At 51.5% G+C, this 23,697-nt stretch carries 19 protein-coding genes, 1 tRNA gene and 2 pseudogenes; 9 read left to right on the top strand and 13 right to left on the bottom strand.

All coding sequences use genetic code 11. The features are described from left to right. Window positions 1-339 precede the first annotated feature (339 nt). On the top strand, window positions 340-1,662 hold the full coding sequence (gene fadL / locus H7R76_RS07270) for a long-chain fatty acid transporter FadL (protein ID WP_106924221.1): 1,323 nt from the start codon (window positions 340-342) through the stop codon (window positions 1,660-1,662). Between the two features lie 62 nt (window positions 1,663-1,724). Here fadL and mlaA read toward each other — a convergent pair whose 3' ends face one another. After that, on the bottom strand, window positions 1,725-2,480 hold the full coding sequence (gene mlaA / locus H7R76_RS07265; RefSeq protein WP_106924220.1) for a phospholipid-binding lipoprotein MlaA: 756 nt from the start codon (window positions 2,478-2,480) through the stop codon (window positions 1,725-1,727). A 285-nt stretch (window positions 2,481-2,765) separates the two neighbouring features. Between mlaA and H7R76_RS07260 the strand changes: the two genes are divergently transcribed. Together H7R76_RS07260 and H7R76_RS07255 are read left to right on the top strand one after the other, a co-directional pair. Then, window positions 2,766-3,674, top strand: coding sequence for a formate/nitrite transporter family protein (locus tag H7R76_RS07260; RefSeq protein ID WP_106924219.1), 909 nt, complete (start codon window positions 2,766-2,768; stop codon window positions 3,672-3,674). A 75-nt stretch (window positions 3,675-3,749) separates the two neighbouring features. Further along, window positions 3,750-3,824, top strand: a tRNA-Arg gene (locus H7R76_RS07255). Window positions 3,825-4,173: 349 nt separating this feature from the next. On the opposite strand, the gene H7R76_RS07250 is transcribed toward H7R76_RS07255, so the two are convergent. The 3 genes from H7R76_RS07250 to H7R76_RS07240 all read right to left on the bottom strand — a co-directional run bounded on the left by H7R76_RS07250 (window position 4,174) and on the right by H7R76_RS07240 (window position 8,515). Further along, on the bottom strand, window positions 4,174-4,560 hold the full coding sequence (locus tag H7R76_RS07250; RefSeq protein ID WP_106924218.1) for a hypothetical protein: 387 nt from the start codon (window positions 4,558-4,560) through the stop codon (window positions 4,174-4,176). 313 nt (window positions 4,561-4,873) lie between these two features. After that, window positions 4,874-7,018 (bottom strand): TonB-dependent receptor PqqU, encoded by a 2,145-nt coding sequence (pqqU, locus tag H7R76_RS07245; protein WP_182967362.1) that lies wholly within the window; start codon window positions 7,016-7,018, stop codon window positions 4,874-4,876. A 69-nt stretch (window positions 7,019-7,087) separates the two neighbouring features. Next, a complete protein-coding gene (locus H7R76_RS07240; protein WP_106924216.1) occupies window positions 7,088-8,515 on the bottom strand; it encodes a glucose/sorbosone family PQQ-dependent dehydrogenase in 1,428 nt (475 codons plus the stop codon). Window positions 8,516-9,220: 705 nt separating this feature from the next. Between H7R76_RS07240 and H7R76_RS07235 the strand changes: the two genes are divergently transcribed. Beyond that, a complete protein-coding gene (locus H7R76_RS07235) occupies window positions 9,221-10,747 on the top strand; it encodes an EAL domain-containing protein (protein WP_182967360.1) in 1,527 nt (508 codons plus the stop codon). Window positions 10,748-10,812: 65 nt separating this feature from the next. Here the strand turns inward: H7R76_RS07235 and yedF are convergent, their stop codons facing one another. The 5 genes and pseudogenes from yedF to H7R76_RS07210 form a co-directional block, all read right to left on the bottom strand. Next, window positions 10,813-11,046: a sulfurtransferase-like selenium metabolism protein YedF gene (yedF, locus tag H7R76_RS07230; protein WP_106924214.1), complete on the bottom strand. Its 234-nt coding sequence runs from the start codon at window positions 11,044-11,046 to the stop codon at window positions 10,813-10,815. Further along, entirely contained in the window at window positions 11,043-12,263 is a 1,221-nt protein-coding gene (yedE, locus tag H7R76_RS07225; RefSeq protein WP_182967358.1) for a selenium metabolism membrane protein YedE/FdhT, read from the bottom strand. The genes yedF and yedE overlap by 4 nt, the downstream gene beginning before the upstream one ends. 213 nt (window positions 12,264-12,476) lie before the next feature. Further along, window positions 12,477-12,890, bottom strand: a pseudogene (locus H7R76_RS07220) (GGDEF domain-containing protein); the annotation flags it as partial. A 152-nt stretch (window positions 12,891-13,042) separates the two neighbouring features. Then, on the bottom strand, window positions 13,043-14,023 hold the full coding sequence (locus H7R76_RS07215) for an IS5-like element ISKpn26 family transposase (RefSeq protein ID WP_182930037.1): 981 nt from the start codon (window positions 14,021-14,023) through the stop codon (window positions 13,043-13,045). 73 nt (window positions 14,024-14,096) lie between these two features. Next, window positions 14,097-15,062: pseudogene (locus H7R76_RS07210) on the bottom strand (protoglobin domain-containing protein); the annotation flags it as partial. Window positions 15,063-15,240: 178 nt separating this feature from the next. Here H7R76_RS07210 and H7R76_RS07205 point away from each other — a divergent pair. After that, a complete protein-coding gene (locus tag H7R76_RS07205) occupies window positions 15,241-15,717 on the top strand; it encodes a WbuC family cupin fold metalloprotein (protein ID WP_106924211.1) in 477 nt (158 codons plus the stop codon). Window positions 15,718-15,773: 56 nt separating this feature from the next. Here the strand turns inward: H7R76_RS07205 and H7R76_RS07200 are convergent, their stop codons facing one another. From H7R76_RS07200 to H7R76_RS07190, 3 genes are all read right to left on the bottom strand, one after another. After that, window positions 15,774-16,112 (bottom strand): hypothetical protein, encoded by a 339-nt coding sequence (locus H7R76_RS07200; protein ID WP_106924210.1) that lies wholly within the window; start codon window positions 16,110-16,112, stop codon window positions 15,774-15,776. A 561-nt stretch (window positions 16,113-16,673) separates the two neighbouring features. Beyond that, window positions 16,674-17,303 (bottom strand): helix-turn-helix transcriptional regulator, encoded by a 630-nt coding sequence (locus H7R76_RS07195; protein WP_024266332.1) that lies wholly within the window; start codon window positions 17,301-17,303, stop codon window positions 16,674-16,676. Between the two features lie 463 nt (window positions 17,304-17,766). Beyond that, window positions 17,767-18,642: an extended-spectrum class A beta-lactamase CTX-M-13 gene (locus H7R76_RS07190; RefSeq protein ID WP_032489927.1), complete on the bottom strand. Its 876-nt coding sequence runs from the start codon at window positions 18,640-18,642 to the stop codon at window positions 17,767-17,769. A gap of 508 nt (window positions 18,643-19,150) precedes the next feature. Here H7R76_RS07190 and ypdK point away from each other — a divergent pair. Continuing rightward, window positions 19,151-19,222, top strand: coding sequence for a membrane protein YpdK (gene ypdK, locus H7R76_RS07185; RefSeq protein WP_100249902.1), 72 nt, complete (start codon window positions 19,151-19,153; stop codon window positions 19,220-19,222). Between the two features lie 64 nt (window positions 19,223-19,286). Here the strand turns inward: ypdK and alaC are convergent, their stop codons facing one another. Further along, window positions 19,287-20,513, bottom strand: a complete 1,227-nt coding sequence (gene alaC / locus H7R76_RS07180; protein ID WP_182967354.1) for an alanine transaminase — start codon at window positions 20,511-20,513, stop codon at window positions 19,287-19,289. Between the two features lie 389 nt (window positions 20,514-20,902). On the opposite strand from alaC, the gene H7R76_RS07175 reads away from it, so the two are divergent. Genes H7R76_RS07175 through H7R76_RS07165 form a run of 3 tightly spaced genes read left to right on the top strand, consistent with a single transcriptional unit; the run spans window position 20,903 to window position 23,670 of the window. After that, window positions 20,903-22,600: a sensor histidine kinase gene (locus H7R76_RS07175; RefSeq protein ID WP_182930230.1), complete on the top strand. Its 1,698-nt coding sequence runs from the start codon at window positions 20,903-20,905 to the stop codon at window positions 22,598-22,600. A gap of 12 nt (window positions 22,601-22,612) precedes the next feature. Continuing rightward, window positions 22,613-23,347 carry a LytR/AlgR family response regulator transcription factor gene (locus tag H7R76_RS07170; RefSeq protein ID WP_106924206.1) on the top strand — a complete coding sequence of 245 codons (735 nt, stop codon included), beginning with the start codon at window positions 22,613-22,615 and terminating at the stop codon, window positions 23,345-23,347. Between the two features lie 56 nt (window positions 23,348-23,403). Beyond that, on the top strand, window positions 23,404-23,670 hold the full coding sequence (locus H7R76_RS07165) for a hypothetical protein (RefSeq protein WP_106924205.1): 267 nt from the start codon (window positions 23,404-23,406) through the stop codon (window positions 23,668-23,670). Window positions 23,671-23,697 lie beyond the last annotated feature (27 nt).

Below are 23,697 nucleotides of genomic sequence, written 5' to 3'. Positions count from 1 at the left end.
AAGGTGCCAGATAAACGATGTGCTTATTTTACGCCCGCCCGTTGCACGCCTCCAGTCGATAATGTGACGAAAGCCGATAAGTGACCGAAATCACAATTAAAAATGATCTAAAACAAATTTCTCACTTCTCCGCCTTTGACCATCCCCGCATTTTTGCCAACCAGATCTCGTTTCAAACAACATCTTAGAAAAAATTAATAAACAATATTGCAACATACCAGCTGGTCAGACCTATACTCTCGTCACTGGTCTGATTTCTCTGTCGTAGTCCAGCCCCTACACTTCGCGCTTCTGTTACTACATGTAACATTGTTTGTATAAAAATAACTCAATGAGGTTATGGTCATGAGCCAGAAAACCCGTTACACGAAGTCTGCTCTTGCTGTCGCAGTGGCACTTGTTTCAACCCAAGCCTGGTCAGCGGGCTTCCAGCTTAATGAATTTTCGTCTTCTGGTCTGGGCCGTGCCTATTCTGGTGAAGGCGCTATCGCCGACGATGCGGGTAACGCCAGCCGTAACCCGGCGCTGATTATGATGTTCGATCGCCCTGCATTTTCTGCCGGTGCGGTTTACATCGATCCTGACGTCAATATTACCGGCAAGTCTCCGGCCACCGGCCGCAGTACCGATGCCGATAACATTGCACCGACCGCGTGGGTTCCTAACGCGCACTTTGTCATGCCGATTAACGAACAGTTTGGTTGGGGCGCGTCTGTTACCTCCAACTACGGCCTGGCAACGGAATTCAACAATAACTACGCGGCCGGCATGTACGGCGGTAAAACCGACCTGCAGACCGTTAACCTGAACCTGAGCGGCGCATACCGTCTGAGCAGCAACTGGAGCTTCGGCCTGGGCTTTGACGCCGTCTATGCGAAAGCCAAAATTGAGCGTTATGCTGGCGAAACCAGCCTGATGTTCCCTGGCGCGACCGGGAAAGCGGTCGGCATTACCGGCGCTGACTCGCAGGTTGCGCATCTGAAAGGCGATGAGTGGGGCTATGGCTGGAACGCAGGTATCCTGTACGAACTGGATAAAAACAACCGTTGGGGCCTGACCTACCGCTCTGAAGTCAAAATTGACTTCGACGGCGACTACAAGAGCTCCATCACCACCCGCGGTAACCAGCTCTTCGCCGCTCGCGGCATTACCGGTCTGCCTTACGGCACCGACGGCAGAACCATCGGCGGTTCTCTGACGCTGAACCTGCCAGAAATGTGGGAAATTTCCGGTTATAACCGCATCGCGCCGCAGTGGGCTATCCACTACAGCATGGCTTACACCAGCTGGAGTCAGTTCCAGGAGCTGAAAGCCACCGGTTCTAACGGTCAGGAACTGTTCTATAAAGACGAGAGCTTTAAAGACGCCTACCGTATCGCACTGGGTACGACCTATTACTACGACAAGAACTGGACCTTCCGTACCGGTATTGCGTTTGATGATAGCCCGGTTCCGGCCAACCATCGCTCAATCTCCATTCCGGACCAGGACCGTTTCTGGCTGAGCGCCGGTACCACCTACGCGTTTAACGACGATGCTTCCATCGACGTGGGCGCATCTTACATGCACGGCCAGAGCGTTACCGTGCAGGAAGGCAACTACACCTTCAAATCTGAAGGTAAAGCCTGGCTGTTCGGTACCAACTTCAACTATCGCTTCTGATAGCTTGTCGGCATAAAAAAGGGGGGAACATCGGTTCCCCCCTTTTTATTGCCATCGATTCGTTACTCAGAATCGATATCTTTTAAATCGTCCTGAATCGCCTGCGCGTTCGGGTTTTCCGCTGGCTTCAGCTTGCCGCCGTTGGCGATAAAGTCGTGCTGCTGGAAGTAGGCTTCACGCACCATAATGTACGGATCGGAAGACTGACGCAGCAGGCCATCGGAGTCGAGGAGCTGCGCGCGCGTTTCCACCCCTTCGACCATCCACTTGCCGATAGACATCGGCCAGGTCAGCCATGAGAGCACTGGATAGGTGGTATCGACCATATCGCCGCCGTCGTCACGCAGCGTAAAGCTGCCGTAGAACGGAAGCTGCAGATACGGGCCATAGCCTACGCCGTAGCTCCCCAGCGTACTGCCGAAACGGTGCGGTTGAACACGCTGCAGTTTCGGGTTTGCAATACCGGCAACATCAATAAAGCCGCCCATACCGAGAAGGGTGTTCAGGAAGAATCGGGTGAAGTGCACCATCCCCTGGTACGGGTCGCCCTGCAGGAAGGAGTTGACCATGATGGCAGGCTCTTCCAGGTTACTGGTGAAGTTACCCAGGCCATTACGCGCCGGCTGCGGAACATAGTCGCGCCACGCCACGGCCACCGGACGCACAACGTACGGATCCAGCACATTAAAGTTGAAGCTGTACATGGTACGGTTAAAACCTTCAAACGGGTCAGAGCGCCCCTGCTGTTCAGTACTGGAACTTGCACAGCCCACCAGCAGTGTTGTTCCGAGCGCAAGCGCCGACAGGCGAAGCTTCATAAATATCTCCCTGGTGATTATGGCCATCACTGATTGCCATCCATGACGGAACCTGGTCGTGTCCGCCTGTTTAGGTGTAAGTGATTGTAACAGCACGCCGACAATGTCTGTATAGCCAATTTCGTTGATCTGATCATAGCCTGGTAAACACCACACTGCGGCGCCTATATTCTAACGGCCCCAAAAAAACAAATATTACCATTTTTGCACTTTCAGAATATATCTACCTCACCGCCTACCGATAGCCGCTACGCTTTAGCGATACCCTTCTTTTTCAGGATCGCCATGATGGATGACCTCAAAGTAGAAAGCGAAGAAAAGCTGAGCGGAGAAAAAATCGAAGTGGATGAGGAACGCCTTCCCTCCCGCGCCATGGCGATTCATGAGCACATTCGTCAGGAAGGCGAAAAAGAGCTGGAGCGCGATGCCATGGCGCTGCTGTGGTCGGCCATTGCCGCCGGCTTGTCGATGGGCGCATCGCTGCTGGCAAAGGGGATTTTCCACGTTGAGCTGACGGGCGTGCCGGGCGGCTTTTTACTCGAGAACCTCGGCTATACCTTCGGCTTTATTATCGTAATTATGGCGCGCCAGCAGCTGTTTACCGAAAACACCGTTACCGCCGTATTGCCGGTGATGCAAAACCTGACAATGAGCAATATCGGCCTGCTGCTGCGCCTTTGGGGCGTGGTGCTGCTCGGCAACCTTATTGGTACCGCCGTCGCCGCGTGGGCATTTGAATATATGCCCATATTTAATGAAGAGACGCGCGATGCTTTTATCAAGATTGGCCTGGATGTCATGAAAAACAGCCCGACGGAAATGTTTGCCAATGCGATTATTTCCGGCTGGCTCATTGCCACAATGGTGTGGATGTTCCCGGCCGCCGGCGCGGCTAAAATCGTGGTGATTATCCTGATGACCTGGCTTATCGCGCTCGGCGATACCACCCACATAGTGGTCGGTTCCGTAGAGATACTCTATCTGGTATTCAACGGTACGCTGCACTGGAGCGACTTTTTCTGGCCTTTCGCCCTCCCCACGCTGGCGGGCAATATCGTTGGCGGCACGTTTATCTTTGCTCTCATGAGCCACGCGCAAATTCGCAACGACATGAGCACCAAACGCAAGCAAGAGGCTCGGTTACGGTCGATGCATGATGCCAAAGAACACAAACATGAGGAAAAACAGCACTAAATGGCGACTGTTTAACCAGTCAGGCGGCACCGCACTTACCCCAGCGGGCAAAAAACGCTATACTCGTGCCGCTTCGTCCCCTTAGTTAAATGGATATAACGAGCCCCTCCTAAGGGCTAGTTGCAGGTTCGATTCCTGCAGGGGACACCATCGCCCCTCTTCAAAAATCCGCCAATCTGCGCAATGAATATCCAACTCAATCCACAAAAGCGCCGATTCGCCTTTGTGCCTGAACGCTGTTAACGATGTGCGATTACCCAATCTCAGGCAAACAGCGTTCCACGCCATAGCATACATAGAGAAAAAGAAGGAAGGATGGCGGGACGTGGGAGAGATCGGCAGCAACACGGTTAATCGCTGCGCAATGCGGTATGACGATGAGGCCGGTATGCCCTAAAAATGAAAGATTACCGCCAAAGCCTGGCCAATAAGTTCGGCAGTACGGAAATGCCCAGGCTCTGCGCAGTTATCCAGCCCCTCCGCCAGCGTCAGGCGGCGGTCAGGACACCGATGAGCAATCTGAACAATAGATAAAAATATCCTCATTAATATCATCAACCCTTCCGGTATCGGCACTTAATATCTGGTCAATATGAAATCGGTCGCTATTGTGAGAGGCTTTATGTCGGGAGCTTATCAGGGCAAATTCTTTATACTTGTTGATGATGATAAAGCTTCGTTTGCCTTTGTGGCTTTCAGGGAAAATTTCCCCATCAACCCCATTTTTTAAAAGATATGCAACATTATTAGCGCCAACTGGCAACGGCGTGATATCACATTGAATTTTATCATTATCGTTACCAATCAACCGTCTCGTTTTTTCCGCGAGGATAAAATCAATTGTTATTTTTGTTACACGATTTAATGAAAGATGATGAATAGCCATATGTCAAACCCTCTCCAGTGAGGCACCGTAAGAGTATATACCTGTTAATATAAAATACCTATTTCTCGACAGATATCACCGGCCGACAAGGCATTGCCTGAAATTAATAGGTACTAATTAAGAAATAGTGAAAACGAATTTCCTGTATGTCGTAAAATGTGGCCGCATCTATTTAACACGTCTCAAACAAGTATTTATATTTTCATACAAAAGCGTTGCCATAAAAACGCAGGACCAGGGATCAACGCCTATCCCATCGCCTTTACCCGCTGCCGGAGCCTCACCTCAATGGCACTCTCCGGCAGCCGTATTGTTACAGTGAATCAAACTGGTAGCTGACCGATAGCCCAACGCCATAGTTACGGCCCGGCGCCGGTTCATAATAGCGTCCGTTGCTCTCGTTGACGATAACAGAGCCGACGTAGCGCTTATCAAACAGGTTATCAACGCGCGTATAGAGGTCGACGGTCCAGTTATCTACCACATATTTATAGCCGGTATTCAGTGCCGTCACCGTATAGGCTGGAGCCTGCTCGCTATTGGCATCGTTGACCTGAATATCGCTCATATAGCGGACTTCAGCGCCAGCGTACCATCCCTCTTCCGGCACCCAGCCAAAGGAGGCATAGGCGCTATTACGTGCAATCCCCGGGATCCGATTGCCGCTCTGAATAGCATCGCCGGCGTTTTCACGGTAGGTCGCATCCAGCAGCGTCCACGCCAGTTTGGCGCGCCAGGCGGGCGCAAATTGCTGATCCCATCCCAGTTCGACCCCGCGGCGGCGCGTCTTGCCCGCGTTCTGATAGGACGTACGGCCATTGTCGCTGGCGGCAACGACAATTTCATTTTTCGTGTCAGTATTGAAGACGCTCAGGCTCGCCATCCCGGTGCCCACCTGCCATTTACTGCCTGCTTCAACGGTGGTGTTAGTGGCCGGTTGCAGAGCAAAGTTAAGCCCGGACTGACCATCGGGACGATAGGACAGCTCGTTAATGGTCGGCGTTTCAAACCCCCTCCCGGCAGAGAGGTAAACGTTCCACTGCGGCGTCATGGCATACTTCAGCGCTGCCGCCGGAAGCCACTTGTGATAGCTCGCTTCGCCGCTATCATCACCATTTTTACCTGCAACATAACGATCGTTGGAATCAAACCATACCGAGCTATAGCGCGCCCCGGCGTCCAGCCCCAGGGCTGAGGTGAGCTGCCAGTGCGTTTGAATGTAGGGATCGAGGTTCCACATCAGGTTACGTTCGTTACGTCGCATATCACCTTTGGTGCCGAGATCGTAAACGCCGTTCTGATAAACAAAGTTCTCATAGCCTTTGCGCTGTTCGGTCATCGTCTCGTAATCAAGGCCGGTGGTGATGGCGTAAGGGATAAAACCGCTGTCATCGTGGTGTGTCCAGCGCGTATCAATCCCCTGATACCGACGCGTCAGATCGATAACCCCGCCGGGGTGAGATTCGCTGCGCTGCTGAACGAAATAGGGAATAGACTGATACTGGACCGTTTCACGGATGCCAGCCCAGGTCATCACGCTAAGATCGTCGCGATCGCTGAGCCCCTGCTGATAGCGCAGGCCAGCCTGAGTCTGTTTGACCGTTTTGCGCGTACGGTACTGCTCACCACGCGGCGCCTGGGCTGGGTTGTCCTTCCATTCTGCGCGGGTTAATCCGCCCGGGTCGTCGGCGGTGATATCAACGCTGTTGAGTTGCAGCGTCAGGTTGCCGGTGTCGTTCAGCTTGACGCCCAGTTTCGCATTCAGCAAATTTTTATGCGCGGCGCTATTATCGCGAAAACCATGGGTCGAGAAGCGGCTGCTGGAAACCGTATAATTGACGTCGCCCGCCTGGGTACCATCGCCAGACGCGCCGCTCGCCTTAAGCCCGGTTCGCCAGCTACCAAAACTGCCGTAATAATTGCTGCTTTCAAGGGTCGTCGGCTGGCGGCCGGTTTCGGTTTCGACATTCACCACCCCGCCAGATGCGTTGCCATACAGCGCCGAGAACGGCCCTCGAAGCACGTCAACGTGTTCAATGGAGCCGATATCGATGTTGGATAATTGCCCTTGCCCGTCAGGCATGGTTGCCGGAATACCATCAACGTAGAGCCGCAGACCGCGAATACCGAAAGTCGAACGCGCGCCGAAGCCGCGGATGGACATCTGTAAATCCTGAGCAAAATTCTGTCGGTTTTGGATCTGCAGGCCGGGCACGTCGGCCAAACCCTCCGACAGGTTTATACGCGGTGCGGCATGGCGCATATCATCACCGTAATCAACGGCGACGGCCGCCGGCGTATCCAGCGCGGACAGCCCTCCATCGGCTGCCGCACTGACGATCATGGTTTGTTCTCCAGCAGAGCTGGCGTCTGAAGAGGCCGTTTGCGCGTAGGCGCAGGAAACCGGGGCCAGGGCGACGGCGGTCGCCAGCCGGGAAAGCTGCAGAGTTAATTTCATGTAGACGTATTGCTATCGAAGGGAAAGGAAATCTGGCGAATACCCGCAGGGTATTCGCCAGTGAGTTGGTTACTTGCCGGTATATTCGAAGACGATAATCGAACCTGGATTGCTCAGGTTATGCGTCGGATGGTTAGACTCATCCATCACGTTACCGAAGTTATCGGTCGCCACGAAGAGCTTACGCGTATCCGGGCTGACGACGACCATGCGGTAGCGGTTAGCGGTGTGGAAGTATTTTGCCACATCACCCTGCACGTTTTTCTTATCGGCATTCAGCAGCACGCGATACAGCGAGCCATTTTTCATTGAGCTCACGATAAGCGAGTTGCGCCAGCTTTTAATCACGCCGTCCGCCGGGTAGTAAGTGACGCTGGACGGTGCGATAGTCGGCCAGCAAATATAGGCTGAATCGCCGCTGCAGCTGGCATCGCTGTAGCTGTAGCCCTGACGGACCGTGAAGAAGGTTTTGATCGGCGCTTTAAAGTCGTCGGCTTTCCATTCGGTTTCTTTCTGTACAGGAACCCCGGCTGGAATATGGTTCGGATCCCATTTCAGCGACGGGCAATTTTCTGCTTTGGAATAGTTCGCATAGACGTAAGCCTGATCGTCCTGGAAACCTGCAACGTGCGGCCAACCGTAGTTGCCGCCGGGCTCAAGGATATTCAGCTCATCATCCGATGAAGGCCCCTGCTCGGAGGAATAAAGCGTATTGCCAACGAAGACCAGTCCCTGCGGGTTACGGTGACCATAGGTAAACAGGTGACTTTTAATGCCGTGGATCACCGGGTTATCTTCCGGAATTGAGCCGTCAATATTCAGGCGCAACACTTTACCGGCATAAGCGGAATAGTCTTTATTTTTCAGCTCGGCTTCAGTCGGAATACGCTGGGCATCGATCGGTTTGCAGAAATTAGCGCCCTGATTATGTCCTTGCTCACCAATGGTGTAATAAAGTTTACCGTCAGGTCCAAAACGCAGGCGCCCACCGTTGTGATCGTTTCCTGCCGGGAAGCCGGCGAGAATTTCTTTTTCATTCCCCAGTTTTTGGGTTTTTTCGTCATATTCCAGACGGACAATTTTGGCGTGTTCCTGATCCCCGTCCATATAGGTATAAGCGGTATAGACGTAATTATTGCCGCCGGCTTTCATAAATTCAGGCGATAACGCCAGGCCGAGTACGCCTTCATGCTGCGGGCCAATATGCACACCGCTCAGCGTAATCGCGACTTTTTTCTCACCGGTTTTGGGGTTAATACGATCGATAGCAGCAGCTTTACGTTCAGTGACCCACAGGTAACCATCCGGGCCCCATACCATATCCCACGGCGCATCAAGACCGCTGACCAGCACGTGTGCAGAGAAAGGTTCTGCCGTCTGGACTTCAGGATGTTTAGCTGAGTCGGCGTGCGTCGTTTTCGCTGCATAGGAAACGCCACACAGGGCAATGGATAACGCGACAGCCTGGCTAATGCGTTTTGTTCGAGTATTAAACATTATTCACTCCATACCATATGAAATAATCTCATCATTTCTGAGATTACCGGGATAGAACAACTATTGTCGTCTCGAAATATTTTGTCAAATTATGAAAAGTTTTCTTAAAAGTTATCGTAAGTAACATACTATGGGTAAAATTTAATTTAGCAAAAAACACTGTCAATAAACCCAGTGCTTTATCAATAAACTTAAGGCAAATTAAATCCTCTCACACAAAACCATAGATATTACCTATCATCATTTTTTTCTACTCGATTTTTTTAATGAAGTTGTTTAATTTTTTTTGTGCTTCTTTCACGCATAAAAAATGCCCAAAATGAATATACTTACCATCAGGCAAAAAAATCGGCGCTATTGTTTTACCTTTGTTTTAATCATTAACATTTTATCAATCTGTCATCTGATACTGAATCATAGCGGCCAACAGCCCTCCCCGCTCTTCTTTTGGCTAAAATTACATCAGCTCCAGCGAATAGCACTCAGCCTATTTCAAAATACTCTGCCGTTTTGTTGAACAATATAATGACCGATGTAACTATTTTCAGTTTAATGCTAATCACGATAATTAATAGAAGATGATGCCTTCGTTTATGGTGTAACAAATAATTACCCAAAATCCTATAAATCACATAATAAAACCATGTTACTCTTACTCGCGTTAAAAACTTGCTGATATAAGTTTCCCCATCGGAGTTTTATTAAATGGATTTTGCCATTAAAAGGATGTACATGCCGTTAATTGTTGCATGCTGCATTTTCACATTTTTAGTTTGCATGCTATTTATTCAGGCAGGCCATATTGTCAGCATAGAAAAAAAGCGTAAGGCGGAGTCCGTTCTGGATTATGCTGAAAGCATCCTGGATGAGGCCCGGTTGGCGGCACAAGAAATGTCCGGACTTGTAGAAAGTACTTGTACTGAGTTAATCAAAAATGAACTGGATAATATTGTTGCAGGCTACCCACATTTGCACTCGATGGTTATTACCGGCCCAAAAGGGATAAGGTGTTCCTCCCTGAGCGGTGAATTTCTACCCGACGCCTCCCACAGAAATACGGCAACTCAAGCCCTTGCTCTGCATACTTTCCATGATCCTGGAAATCGCCATACTCAACCCCTTCTGGTTAAAACATTCCACGGTCACAACGGCATGATATTAGATATCGCCATCAGCGGTATTTTTTTGAAAAATAATCTGAAAACGGATGCTTCAGGATATCCTCTGTATCTTCAGATTGGCGACATGCAGCTTAGCGCCAGCGGCGAGATTTCGCCGGTAAAATCCGTTGGCCACAGCCTGCATCACAGCTCCAGTAGAGAAAGCTCACTATCAATATTCTACAGTTCCGCGCTGGGGCTATCGCTGATCAGCGCATTATTGATGTTTCCGTTTACGCTATCGGCATCTTTAATACTATCAATACTGTCGGGTTTGGCTTATTACCTGATTATAAAAAAGACAAATACTCCCGGAAATGACCTATTAGCTGCCATTAAAAATGGTGACATAAAAACGTTCTATCAGCCGATAGTCAATGCTGCTGACGGTGAGATTGTGGGTTTTGAAGCACTGTGCCGCTGGTATCACCCGTCAGAAGGTATTATTTCACCGAACCTCTTCATTCCCATGGCCGAAAAAAGCGGGCTGATCGTACGTTTAACGCAATATCAACTCAACCAGATTAGCCGCGATCTCATCACACTTTCGCCGGGCATGAACCGTCCTTTTCATATCAGCGTGAATTTTAGCCAACGCCACTGTGCCGCAGGTACCTTTATTCATGACTGTAAGGCTTTTATACGTAAGATCGCCACCTTCAAAGTAACGCTGATTATTGAAATTACCGAGCGCCATCCCATGCTATTCACCGATGTACAAATGAAAAAATTTGCATGGTTAAAACAAAATGGGGTCCAACTATCGCTGGATGATTTCGGCACCGGTTACTCTAATCTTGAGTATATTTCAGAATTGATACCCGATTATCTGAAAATAGACCGAATGTTCGTAAATTCTATCGGCAGCGGCAATACTGTTCTATTGGACTGCGTGACGGAAATGGTCGACAAGCTCGGTATTAAAGCGATTGCCGAAGGTGTAGAGAATATCAGTCAGGCAAGATATCTCCAGGACCGTGGCGTACAGTCTCAGCAAGGTTATTATTGGTATCATCCGATGGATTTTACGACTTTATTGCAAACGCTCTCAGGAAAAACACGTCAACGGTAGACGCCTTCTCTGTTGTGACCCACCGCTGCCATCTTGCCGCCCTATCGGGCGGCAAGGCTGACCGCTTATTTTTGGATCAAATAGCGGATCGTCGGACCATCTTGCTGGATATCCAGCACGGTATAGCCATGGTTGCGAGCATCTAGCGGAATATTATTGATCGACTGCGGGCAGTCGCTGACAACTTCCAGAATCTCCCCTTTTTTCAACTGTGGCATCGCTTCCAGCGTTGCCACTGCCGGATACGGGCAGGGCTCACCCACCATATCAAGACGGTAATCCGGTACGATAGTACTCATGCATTCTCCTTCGTCACAACGCCCGTCGCCGTGCGCGTTAACTCACGCCGGAAGAAACGTTTCTCCCAGCCAATAATCAGCAAAAGAGCGGCCAGCAGCAGCGCGTAGGTGACCAGCAGACCGCCCAACGGGCCAAAGGTCGTCAGCAGGTTCACTTTATCCCAATGGGTGGCCAGCGATGGCGCAAGATCGTCCCAGAAATAGGCCAGAATTGTCGACCCGAGGACGTTGCCAAGCCCAACCCACCAGTAGTACACCTGCCCTTCTACGGCCCGATACATCCAGCCGGTTTCACAGCCACCGGCCAGCACGATGCCGAAACCGAACAGCAGCCCGCCGATGACCGCATTCGGGCCCGCCCACATAATTTTCGGCGCAACGCCGAGCTGGACATAGCTAAAGATACCAATGGCACTCGCCGCCATACCAAAGATGATCGCTTTTGCCATTTGGGTGCGGCCGGTGATCCACAGATCGCGGAAAGCAGAGGTAAAGCAAATTTGCGCACGTTCAATCAGCAGGCCAAACCCCACGCCAAACAGCATGGCCAGCCCAAGCTTCGGATGATCGAACGCGGTCAGCAGCGCCCAGCCCAGCATGCCGATAAACACCAGCATTCCCAGACGAAAGCGGCGACGCGCGCGGTCGGGCTGCTGAGTGAGCGGTGAAGCCGCTGAGACTTTCTGAATATTGACCGGAATACGGAATAGCGGCAGCAGGGTAAAGCGCGCGCCGAACCACGAGCCAAGCGCGGTCGCCAGCGCAAAGAACCAGGCATGAAGCGAGAACTGCGGGATCCCGGTGAAGAAGGCTGCCAGATTACAGCCCATCGCCAGTCGCGCGCCAAAGCCGGCAATCATACCGCCAACAATGGCCTGAAAAATGCGAATACGGCTACGCGGCAAACGCAGCTTGACGTTATTGGCCCACAGCGCCGCCGCAAAACAGCCGCCGAACATGCCCATAATCATCATACCGTCAACGCGGGTTAACGGTGTTCCTTCAAGACCAATCAGCTTGTAATAACCCCAGGTTTCACTGTGAACGCCAACCAGCTGTAATAGCTGCCCGCCCCAACGCGTAAATTCGCCGGTGACGGCCCAGAATGTGCCGGTAATACCAAAATAGTAGGTTGAGAGAATCCCTGCGGCGATAACCGCCGGGACAGGCGACCAGAATTTGATCAGATATGCCTGTTTAAAATGTTGCCATGTCATGAATGTGAGCCTCTGAACTCAGAAGGTATATTGTGCGCAGGTGGCGGCACAGAAGCGCTGAATTATAGCGGCTGTCGATGACAGAATAATTGAAAAAACAAGAAAAGGTCGATTCGATCAATTTGAAGAGATACGGGTGAAATAAGCCTTAATTTAAAGGGGGCTTTCACCCGTGCTGATGCGTATCGCCAGGGGCCTCTTTACGCGTATGCGCTATGGCTGGCTCGCCTGCCATAATTCAACGCAGTTGCGGCCACGTTTTTTGGCCTGATACAGCGCCTGATCGGCCTGTTGAATCAGACGTTCGTAGTCAGGGTGGCCGGTAAACATCGCCGCACCGATCGACAAAGAGAGCGGAATATCATTGCCGTCGGGGGCAGCAATTTTTGTTTTTTCAACACGGCTACGAATACGCTCTGCGGTACGTAAAGTGTCAATCTGGGTCGCTTCCGTCAGCACGATAACAAACTCATCGCCGCCATAGCGGAAAACGTAATCGTTGCTGCGTACGTTGTCATAAAAGACCTGCGATACTTTGCGTAAAATCTCATCCCCCGTACTGTGCCCCCACGTATCATTGATTTGTTTAAACTTATCAACATCAATAACCAGTACCGACAGCGGAGTGCTAAGGAAGGTGCGAATAAGCAGGTCATTTCTTCCAAAGCTGACTCGCTGATTAAAATTTCGCGGATCTGGGCCGATTTTTTTCCCGCAAACACATCGAATCAGCCTATTTAGGCTATTTTTTCCGCCATTTCTGGCGTTATTTCCGGTTTTTAGTGAGATCTCTCCCACTGACGTATCATTTGGTCCACCCGAAACAGGTTGGCCAGGGTGAATAACATCGCCAGTTGGTTATCATTTTTCAGCAGCCCCTTGTATCTGGCTTTCACGAAGCCGAACTGCCGCTTGATGATGCGAAACGGGTGCTCCACCTTGGCACGGATGCTGGCTTTCATGTATTCGATGTTGATGGCCGTTTTGTTCTTGCGCGGATGCTGCTTCAAGGTTTTTACCTTGCCGGGACGCTCGGCGATCAGCCAGTCCACATCCACCTCGGCCAGCTCCTCGCGCTGTGGCGCTCCTTGGTAGCCGGCATCGGCTGAGACAAATTGCTCCTCTCCATGAAGCAGATTACTCAGCTGATTGAGGTCATGCTCGTTGGCCGCGGTGGTGACTAGGCTGTGGGTCAGGCCACTCTTGGCATCGACACCAATGTGGGCCTTCATGCCAAAGTGCCACTGATTGCCTTTCTTGGTCTGATGCATCTCCGGATCGCGTTGCTGCTCTTTGTTCTTGGTAGAGCTGGGTGCCTCAATGATGGTGGCATCCACCAAAGTGCCTTGGGTCATCATGACGCCTGCTTCGGCCAGCCAGCGATTGATGGTCTTGAACAATTGACGGGCCAGTTGATGCTGCTCGAGCAGGTGGCGGAAATTCATGATGGTGGTGCGATCCGGCAGGGCGCTATCCAGGGATAATCGGGCAAACAGGCGCATGGAGGCGATTTCGTACAGGGCATCTTCCATGGCACCGTCGCTCAGGTTGTACCAATGCTGCATGCAGTGAATACGCAGCATGGTCTCCAGCGGATAGGGCCGTCGGCCATTGCCCGCCTTGGGATAAAACGGCTCGATGACAGCGGTCATATTCTGCCATGGCAGAATATGCTCCATGCGGGAGAGGAAAATCTCTTTTCGGGTCTGACGGCGCTTAGTGCTGAATTCACTATCGGCGAAGGTGAGTTGATGGCTCATGATGTCCCTCTGGGATGCGCTCCGGATGAACATGATGATCTCATATCAGGAACTTGTTCGCACCTTCCCTAACGCGATTGGCGTGAGAGATTTCGCGCTTAAAAATAGTCGGCATAAAGCGCCGGTTCAGCAGCTTAGTTAATACGTCCACGCCAACTTCATGACGCGAGACTTCTTCAAACAGTTCGCGCAGCAGCGCGATGATTTGCGACACCGAGCTGCGCAGCTGCAATAAGAACTTATTGCGCTGGGCTTTATCATCGATAGGGGGGGTGGCGGCGTTAATCGCATGAATCACACCGTCAAAATCCTGCATCAGACGCGCAATATGCCCGACTTCCGCAATACCGCTAAAATAGTGGCGGCCTTTATGATTAAACCACAGACCAAAATCCGACTGGTTCAACGGCAGGCTGTTCCCCAGGTCGGCATCCAGCACCACCTTGTAGATAATGTCGATTTCCCAGGCCAACAGAGTCGCAATCTGCCGCTCTTTTTCTTCTTCGGCATTTTCCAGCAATGAGAACATGCGGTAATTCTCATCCTCTTTGGCCTGGCTGTTTTCGCTGAAGGAAAAGGTCCGCGACATGACTTCCATCGCCAGGTCGATGCTGTGAATCGAGAAATGATAAATCTGCAGCTTATCTGCCGAAGGCTGTGAACCGTGAATGATGACCGGATAGAGAATTTTCTTTAATACCCGAAAACCCATTTCAACCACTTCCACCGGAATACCGATGCGGGCATGCACTTCTGCCACCGCGTGCTGCATCTTCAGCAGGCGATCGATATCCGCCACTTCGCAGGACAGAACTTCCACAATCCATTTTTCCAGCGCGCGTTTTAGCTGCCGCTCTACCTGCTCGTTACTCAGAAACTCTTCGGCATGAGGGTCGATCAGCACCGTTTTATAGAATTCGGCGCTCAGCGCCTGCGCGCTGTCTGCCGCGATCTCTGCCGCCTGCTGTCGAATGTGAGGTTCAGTTTGCTCAAGCAGCAATAGCCACTCGCTTTTCATTCTTTGTAGATACATCTGCACGGGCAACATCCTCACAATATAAAATCATTAACAATCGAATAACTTGTTCAACAACTATGGCCTGAGTTGCGATAAGACACAAGATGCTACGCCGCAGACTCCCCCTTCACTTGCTCGCCGCGTTCTGGCAATCTGGCCGCCTTGCGACTTCGCAGATTCATCAATAAGGCCACGCCGAATGAAACAGATTACCCGCGACGATATGCACCAACAAAGCGCCGCCGCCGCACAGTCACCTCGCCTGCGTGCGCATCGCAATTTCCACCCGCAGCTGAGCGACCCCGTACAACGGCTGGCCATCGCCATGGAGCCAGGAACCTACGTGCGCCCGCACCGCCATCCGCATACCTTTGAACTGCTGCTGCCACTGAGCGGACGGTTCGTGGTGCTTAATTTTGATGACCAGGGTACGGTGACTGAGCGCGCGGTGCTGGGCGAATCCTGTACGGTGCTGGAAATGGCGCCCGGCACCTGGCATGCGGTGCTGTCGCTGGATAACGGTGGGATCATTTTTGAAGTCAAACAAGGGGCTTATCAGCCCGTCGCCGAAGAAGACTACGCGCCATGGGCTCCGGCGGAAGGAGAAGCCGGTACGGCAGAGCTGATGGCGTGGTATGCGCAGGCGCAAATTGGCGATCGCCGCGCGGCGAGCTAACCGTCGGCAAAAAAAGCCCGCGAGCGCTCGCGGGCTAATCATTCAGTCAACCTCGTTCAGCGCAGACCCAGATGTTCTCTATTTCTTTGCTGAATATACTCTTCCGTAGCGGCCAAGCCATTAATGCGGCCAAACGCAGCCAGTAGATAGACCACCGCCGATTGCTGTAACGTCATTTTGTCCCGCTCGTCTACCACACCGCTCGCCAGGCTCCACGTGCTGGCCGCCTGCTGGCAAAGCGTGCTGACGGACTCCGGAGACAAATATTTTCGTTCATCAATCTCTTGTAATAACCTGCGAAATGCCGCGTCACGCTGGGCCTCCTCGCCGTGGTCGAAAATGATATCCATAATAGCATCCATCATGATGCGCAACTCTTCAGCGTAAATAGTCATAGCGTTCTCGATACGGCAGCACAGTCAACCTTTATAGAAACCGGCGAAGTGGTTTCAATGGTGGTGGGGCCATTGAGAGTGATGGTAGCGACCTCATTAGCATTATTTACCGGAGCGTTCGCACGCCCCCTATTCCTGCTGCTTTGATATTGGTCTGATGGTTTACCGTCACGTTATTATCTCTGCCGGCACGTTCCCGACCAGGGTTAATACCGTCGGCTAACCAGCCTGAAGTATTAACGGTCAGATCGTTAAATTTATCGTTTTCGCCAATCAAATACAGACTCCCGTTTTTCAGCCCACCTGAAGCTCCCCCTGTCGCCCTGGTGGTAATAATTGCCTTATCGTACGTAGCGGGTAAAATCCTGACCGTTACCGTTTACAGAGCCGTAGTAATAAACTGTATAGTTCGCATTGAACGTATTCTCTTGCACGGGGCTGCAAACGCTAAAATCCGGCAACATGCGTATTCAACCGCTTTATGCATTAATATTTAACTGTAGGCCCTTCTCACGGCAAAGTGATAACAATGAAAAGGGCCATCAATCAGTTTAAAATCGCTTATAACGAATGTGAGAATCGGAAAAGGGTATTGATATCGGCCCCCATTTTCTTTTCCGCACGGCGCTTTGCAGCATAGATAGTACGAATATCGACATTGAGTTCATCAGCCAGTTGCAGACAACCGTCTCCGGAAATCAATGCGCTTAAGACAGCAAACTCCAGTTCAGAGAGTGACTCTCCGCCAAAGAAGGCGTCGCGCTGATAGATAAATCTCTTTTTTAACTTTTCACAGGCCAGCGTCAGCCGATCTTGCTGATAGATAACAAGAAAAATATCTTTAGAATGCTTAAACCAGTAATTAGCCAATGGTTTAAGGTATTTATCACAAACGATAACAATTTTTAATTTCGTTTCAATTAAATAATCTATCCAACGTTCGTTAGTAAAAAAACGCAAATGGCTGATAGAAAAATCGACAAAAATACAGCCTAAATATAGATTATTATAATTTTGTTTGAGGAGCCCCTCCATAATCCCCAGAGAAAAATAGCCACTCCCTTCTGGCCAGGTACAAAAACAATAGTCCTGGCAAAACGAAACGCGCAATGAGGCATTTGGTTTTAATTCACATTGAGAAGGGCAACTCATACAGTTGATTCTTCCGTAATCATAAATTAGTGACTTCATTGTCCCCCTCCTTATCCATGATCGAATAATTTCACTGCCATAAAATGATGTCAATATTCTTTTGGAGGCCCAACAACTCTATTGGCCGGATTAAAACAATATTCTTACAAGCCATCCAAAGGGTGGAAAAACAACCATGCGGAAATAAAGAGGAAAAACAGCGGAAGAATAACTTCCGGCGGAAACGATGAGAAAACTGCAAATGTAAATCAGATAATTACAATAAAAAGAATGAGTCATGTGACTAATCACAATGAAGACTATTCAAAATAAAATAATTTACTTCCATTACTTTGCGGATTTGTTTTTTGGGGGAGGTAATACTTTTGACTTAAAAAGGTCTTAAGGCCATCGAAAAGAATGATATTAATAATCATACAAAAAGCTGAAGATGTATATCAAGAAAAGCTTTTACGGATATATAAATAGAAAGTGGGGCACCGTAGCGCCCCATTATGGAGAGTTACAGCCCTTCGGCGATGATTCTCGCCGCTGAAGCCAGCACATCGCGGCGGCTCTCTGCGTTCTGTTGCGGCTGGGTAAAATAGGTCACCAGAACCAGCGGCGCACGACCCTGCGGCCAGATCACCGCAATATCATTGGTGGTGCCGTAGTCGCCGCTGCCGGTCTTATCACCCACAGTCCACGACGTCGGTAAGCCGGCCCGAATGCTGGCTGCGCCGGTCGTATTGCCTTTGAGCCACGTCACCAACTGCGCCCGCTGGGTTTCGCCCAGCGCATGACCCAGCGTAAGCTGACGCAACGTCTGCGCCATCGCCCGCGGCGTGGTGGTGTCTCTCGGGTCGCCGGGAATGGCGGTATTCAGCGTAGGTTCAGTGCGATCCAGACGAAACGTCTCATCGCCGATCTCGCGGGCAAAAGCCGTCACGCCTCCCGGGCCACCGAGCTGGGCAATCAATTTGTTCATGGCGGTATTGTCGCTGTACTGCAACGCGGCCGCGCTCAGTTCTGCCAGCGTCATTGTGCCGTTGACGTGTTTTTCGGCAATCGGATTGTAGTTAACCAGATCGGCAGGCTTGATCTCGACAGGCTGATTAAGCAGCTGCTTTTGCGTTTCACTCTGCTTAAGCACCGCCGCGGCCGCCATAACTTTACTGGTACTGCACATTGGAAAGCGTTCATCACCGCGATAAAGCACCTGCGTATTATCTTTGGTATCGATGAGCGCGACGCCCAGCCGCCCTCCGCTGCTTTTCTCCAGCGCCGCCAGCTTTTGCTGCACCGCACTCGTCTGCGCATAAAGCGGCGCGCTGCCCAGCAGCAGCGGAATGCACGCCGCCGCCGCGAACATCATCCGTTGCATTCTCTTTGTCACCATCTCAAACTCCCAATACGGTCAATCCGTGTTACATCAGTATTCATTAAAAGGTCGAACTGAAAAGCAAAACGCCGCGATTTTTCTGTCGCGCCTCGCCGTGAATCACTCGGGCACGCGAGATGACAGCTAAAACGACAAGCGCAGGATGATAACCCACCGTTAAGGAAACAGCAGAAACGTATTTTCGGATTATCGCCAGAAAAATAGACGTAAAATCAATGGGGTTAAAGACCCAAAAGACGCGTCGCCAGAACGAAATTTATTACCGTATGAAATTAAAGTGTCGTCGAATCACGACAGTCGTAAGTAACTAAAAATTAATAAAAAAATCCCTCTTGTTTCCCTCATTTTTTAGGCGTACATTAGCGCCATCTGGAGCACAACAGCACAGAATTCTGAGGTGATGCCAACCGCGAAAGACGTCCGTTTTTTTCGTCGGTTGTTACCAACTCGCAGTAACACCACCGTTCATGAATGCGTAGAAACCGAATACGCGGAGAGATGAGTCGTGAAATATTTCTTTATGGGCATTTCCTTTATGGTCATCGTTTTTGCCGGTACATTTGCCCTGATGATCTAGCTGATAAAAATGCAAAAAAAACAGGAGCCATTCGGCTCCTGTTTGCATTTCTACGCACGGGACATTACCCGGCAGGCTTATGCTCTGACGGCAGCAGGCCGTCGGCGCGGAACATGGCTTTAATCCCACGAACGGCCTGTCGAATACGGTCGCGATTCTCTATCAAGGCAAAGCGCACGTGAGTGTCACCGTAGTCGCCAAAACCGATACCCGGCGAAACGCACACTTTGGCCTCTTGCAGCAGCTTCTTCGCAAACTCCAGCGATCCCATCGCCGCATACTGATCGGGAATTTTAGCCCAAACGTACATCGACGCCTTCGGCATCTCCACCATCCAGCCCGCTTCATGTAGCCCTTTCACCAGCACGTCACGGCGACGCTTATACTGTGCGGCAATATCGCGCACGCACTGCTGCTCCCCTTCTAACGCGGCAATTGCCGCCACCTGCAGCGGGGTAAAGGTACCGTAGTCGTGATAGCTCTTAATCCGCGCCAGCGCGTTGACCAGCGTTTTATTACCCACCATAAAGCCGATGCGCCAGCCCGCCATGTTATAGCTTTTCGACAGCGTAAAGAACTCGACCGCAACGTCGCGTGCGCCCGGTACCTGCATGATTGACGGTGCCTTCCAGCCGTCGTAAACGATATCAGCGTAGGCCAGGTCGTGAACGACCAGCACATCGTAACGCTTCGCCAGCGCCACAACCTTCTCAAAAAACTCGAGCTCAACGCACTGGGCGGTAGGATTGGACGGGAAGCCCAGGATCATCATCTTTGGCTTCGGATAGCTTTCACGAATTGCGCGCTCAAGCTCGTTGAAAAAGTCGACGCCTTCCACCAGCGGCACGGAGCGCACCTGAGCGCCGGCGATCACCGCGCCGTAAATATGAATCGGGTAGCTGGGATTCGGGACCAGAACCGTATCGCCATGATCGAGGGTTGCCAGCATCAGGTGCGCCAGCCCCTCTTTTGAACCAATGGTGACGATCGCTTCACTTTCCGGGTCAATCTCCACGTCATAGCGTTCCTGGTACCAGCGTGAAATAGCGCGACGCAGGCGCGGGATGCCGCGTGAAGTGGAATAGCCGTGCGTATCAGGGCGCTGGGCCACGGTGCACAGCTTTTCGACAATGTGCGGCGGCGTGGCGCCGTCCGGGTTCCCCATGCTGAAATCGATAATATCTTCGCCGCGCCGACGCGCAGCCATCTTCAGTTCAGCGGTAATGTTAAAAACGTACGGGGGTAAGCGATCGATACGCGTGAAACGGCGTTCAGGACTGGATTCAGCCATAGGCTCCTCAGGATTACGTTAGCGCCCGAACCGTTCGAGCGACGCTGCCACCGATGTGGCATGAACAGAAAATAACCTGAATAAAATGGCCCTGTCGAGGGGGTAAGTAAAAAAATGTTACGCGATATAAAAGGGGAACGCTTTGAAACAGAATACTTTCAATCGCGGCGGGTATCGCTCAAAACAGAACAAAATAATAACAATATGTTTTCCATTGTTTTTCTTTTCTCGCGCGTAACGCAGGCAAAATTTCGCGATCTCTTCTCGTTGAATGCCTTTGTCTATCAATCCCCTTTTAAAATTAAGGTTTATCCCTATTCTGCGTACCGCTGGCCATCTGCCGCCGGGTTACTTATCATAAGATTTTACTGAAATCATTCGGCGCCCCCATGCACGAAATATTCGATATGCTGCTCGCGGTCTACGATCGGGCCGCGTTAATGCTGATTTGCCTTTTTTTCCTGATCCGCATCCGTCTGTTCCGCGAACTGCTGCACAAAACCGCCCACACGCCGAAAGAGCTGCTGGCGGTCACGGTCATTTTCTCGCTGTTCGCTATTTTCAGCACCTGGTCCGGCGTGCCGGTGGAGGGCTCGCTGGTTAACGTGCGCATCATCGCGGTCATGTCGGGCGGGATCCTTTTCGGCCCGTGGGTTGGCGCTATCGTGGGGGTGATTGCCGGGATCCACCGCTACATGATTGACGCCGGCGGCGTCACCGCCGTGCCGTGTTTTATCACCAGTATTATTGCCGGGATCCTGTCGGGGCTGATTAACCGCCGGGTGCCAAAAGAGCTGCACTGGAAGGTGGGGATTCTGGGCGGTATGCTGTGCGAAACGCTGACCATGATTCTGGTTATCGTATGGGCTCCGAGCATCGCGCTCGGCGTCGATATTGTGTCGAAAATCGGCATTCCGATGATCGCCGGCAGCGTCTGTATCGGCTTTATCGTCCTGCTGGTGCAGAGCGTTGAGGGTGAAAAAGAAGCCAGCGCCGCACGCCAGGCCAAGCTAGCGCTGGATATTGCGAACAAAACGCTGCCGCTGTTTCGCCAGATCAACAGCGATACCCTGCGACAGATTTGCGACATCATTCGCCAGGATATCCACGCCGATGCGGTGGCCATCACCAATACCGAACGGGTGCTGGCCTACGTGGGCGTGGGGGAAGATAACTACCACAACAACGACGACTCCATCAGCCCGACCACCCGCCAGGCAATTAACAGCGGTGAAATCGTGATTAAAAACAACGATGAAGCCTACCGCACGCCGGAAATTCACTCGATGCTGGTGATTCCGTTATCGGAGAAAGGCGTCATCACCGGGACGCTCAAAATCTACTACTGCCACGCGCACCAGATCACTTCATCGTTACAGGAGATGGCCATCGGCCTGTCGCAAATTATTTCCACCCAGCTTGAAGTGTCGCGCGCCGAGCAGCTACGCGAAATGGCAAATAAGGCAGAGCTGCGCGCGCTGCAAAGCAAGATTAATCCTCATTTCCTGTTTAACGCGCTGAACGCCATTTCGTCATCTATCCGCCTCAATCCGGACACCGCAAGGCAGCTGATTTTTAATCTGTCGCGCTATCTGCGCTATAACATTGAATTAAAAGACGATGAGCAGATTGATATTCGCCGTGAGCTGTACCAGATAAAGGACTATATCGCCATTGAGCAGGCCCGCTTCGGCGATAAGCTGACGGTTATCTACGATATTGACGACGAAGTGAACTGTCTGATCCCCAGTCTGCTGATCCAGCCGCTGGTGGAAAATGCCATCGTACACGGTATCCAGCGCAGCAAAGGCAAAGGCGTCGTGACTATCAGCATCACCGAGTCCGGCAACCGCGTGCGTATCAGCGTGCGTGATACCGGCCCGGGTATTGACCCGATGGTCGTGGCGCGCGTGGAAGCCAACGAAATGCCGGGCAATAAAATCGGCCTGCTTAACGTCCATCACCGGGTCAAGCTGCTGTACGGCGAAGGGCTGCACATTCGCCGCCTCGACCCGGGAACAGAAATTGCGTTCTATATTCCTAACCAGCGCACGCCCGTCCCGGCGGCCGCCACATTACTGCCCTAACGCGGAGGACATATGAAAGTCATCATTGTGGAAGATGAATTCCTGGCGCAACAGGAGCTGACCTGGCTGATTCAACAGCACAGCCAGATGGAGATAGTCGGGACCTTTGACGACGGCCTGGACGTGCTGAAGTTCTTGCAGCACAACAAAGTGGACGCCATTTTTCTCGACATCAACATTCCCTCTCTGGACGGCGTGCTGCTGGCGCAGAACATCAACCAGTTTGCCCACAAGCCGTTTATTGTGTTTATTACCGCGTGGAAGGAACACGCGGTAGAGGCCTTCGAGCTGGAGGCATTCGACTATATTCTCAAACCGTATCAGGAGTCGCGCATCGTTAGCATGCTGCAAAAGCTGGAATCGGCCTGGCAGCAGCAGGCGGGCAGCAGTCTCAACACGGGCAGCGCGGCGCGCGAAAATGACACCATCAACCTGATTAAAGATGAGCGCATCATCGTGACGCCGATTAACGACATTTATTACGCCGAAGCGCACGAGAAAATGACCTTTGTCTACACCAAGCGCGAGTCATACGTGATGCCGATGAACATCACCGAATTTTGCAGCAAGTTGCCGGGCAGCCATTTCTTTCGCTGCCACCGCTCATTCTGCGTGAATCTGAATAAAATTCGCGAAATAGAGCCGTGGTTTAATAACACCTACATTCTGCGCCTGCGCGATCTGGAGTTCCAGGTGCCGGTCAGCCGCAGCAAGGTGAAAGAGTTCCGGCAGATAATGCATCTGTAGTGCCCAGGTTGCCGCTAAAGCAGGGGTAGGCGCGTCAAAAATTCAGGAGCGAACGAATGAAAATCTCACTTAAACTTGAGGATGGCAGCACGCAGGCACTGGATGTCGCCACCGTGACAATAACCCTCAGCAACGGCGAAACGTTGGAAATCAGCGCCGAAAATAGCCGACGCCCGGCGCATCTTTGCGAGGGGATTACCGTCTGGGGAGGAAAAATGCCAACAGAGCAGGATTCGCTTGAGGAGCTGAAAGCATCAACGCGCGCGCTGGGTATTTACCCGCTGGCCGCCAACACGCTGCACCTGTTTCCGCTCAAAAAATAGCGCCGGCTGGCGCACGCGTATCACCCC

Source organism: Klebsiella sp. WP8-S18-ESBL-06, from assembly GCF_014169755.1.
Taxonomy (GTDB): Bacteria; Pseudomonadota; Gammaproteobacteria; order Enterobacterales; family Enterobacteriaceae; genus Kluyvera; species Kluyvera ascorbata_B.
The sequence above is the reverse complement of the archived record's forward strand: the minus strand, read 5'-3'. Positions and strand labels throughout refer to the sequence as shown.

Bases quoted from the DNA above. Each gene is read 5' to 3' on its own strand.
- fadL (WP_106924221.1), top strand. From the start codon at position 340: ATGGTCATGAGCCAGAAAACCCGTTACACGAAGTCTGCTCTTGCTGTC.
- mlaA (WP_106924220.1), bottom strand. From the start codon at position 2,480: ATGAAGCTTCGCCTGTCGGCGCTTGCGCTCGGAACAACACTGCTGGTG.
- H7R76_RS07260 (WP_106924219.1), top strand. From the start codon at position 2,766: ATGATGGATGACCTCAAAGTAGAAAGCGAAGAAAAGCTGAGCGGAGAA.
- H7R76_RS07250 (WP_106924218.1), bottom strand. From the start codon at position 4,560: ATGGCTATTCATCATCTTTCATTAAATCGTGTAACAAAAATAACAATT.
- pqqU (WP_182967362.1), bottom strand. From the start codon at position 7,018: ATGAAATTAACTCTGCAGCTTTCCCGGCTGGCGACCGCCGTCGCCCTG.
- H7R76_RS07240 (WP_106924216.1), bottom strand. From the start codon at position 8,515: ATGTTTAATACTCGAACAAAACGCATTAGCCAGGCTGTCGCGTTATCC.
- H7R76_RS07235 (WP_182967360.1), top strand. From the start codon at position 9,221: ATGGATTTTGCCATTAAAAGGATGTACATGCCGTTAATTGTTGCATGC.
- yedF (WP_106924214.1), bottom strand. From the start codon at position 11,046: ATGAGTACTATCGTACCGGATTACCGTCTTGATATGGTGGGTGAGCCC.
- yedE (WP_182967358.1), bottom strand. From the start codon at position 12,263: ATGACATGGCAACATTTTAAACAGGCATATCTGATCAAATTCTGGTCG.
- H7R76_RS07215 (WP_182930037.1), bottom strand. From the start codon at position 14,023: ATGAGCCATCAACTCACCTTCGCCGATAGTGAATTCAGCACTAAGCGC.
- H7R76_RS07205 (WP_106924211.1), top strand. From the start codon at position 15,241: ATGAAACAGATTACCCGCGACGATATGCACCAACAAAGCGCCGCCGCC.
- H7R76_RS07200 (WP_106924210.1), bottom strand. From the start codon at position 16,112: ATGACTATTTACGCTGAAGAGTTGCGCATCATGATGGATGCTATTATG.
- H7R76_RS07195 (WP_024266332.1), bottom strand. From the start codon at position 17,303: ATGAAGTCACTAATTTATGATTACGGAAGAATCAACTGTATGAGTTGC.
- H7R76_RS07190 (WP_032489927.1), bottom strand. From the start codon at position 18,642: ATGGTGACAAAGAGAATGCAACGGATGATGTTCGCGGCGGCGGCGTGC.
- alaC (WP_182967354.1), bottom strand. From the start codon at position 20,513: ATGGCTGAATCCAGTCCTGAACGCCGTTTCACGCGTATCGATCGCTTA.
- H7R76_RS07175 (WP_182930230.1), top strand. From the start codon at position 20,903: ATGCACGAAATATTCGATATGCTGCTCGCGGTCTACGATCGGGCCGCG.
- H7R76_RS07170 (WP_106924206.1), top strand. From the start codon at position 22,613: ATGAAAGTCATCATTGTGGAAGATGAATTCCTGGCGCAACAGGAGCTG.
- H7R76_RS07165 (WP_106924205.1), top strand. From the start codon at position 23,404: ATGAAAATCTCACTTAAACTTGAGGATGGCAGCACGCAGGCACTGGAT.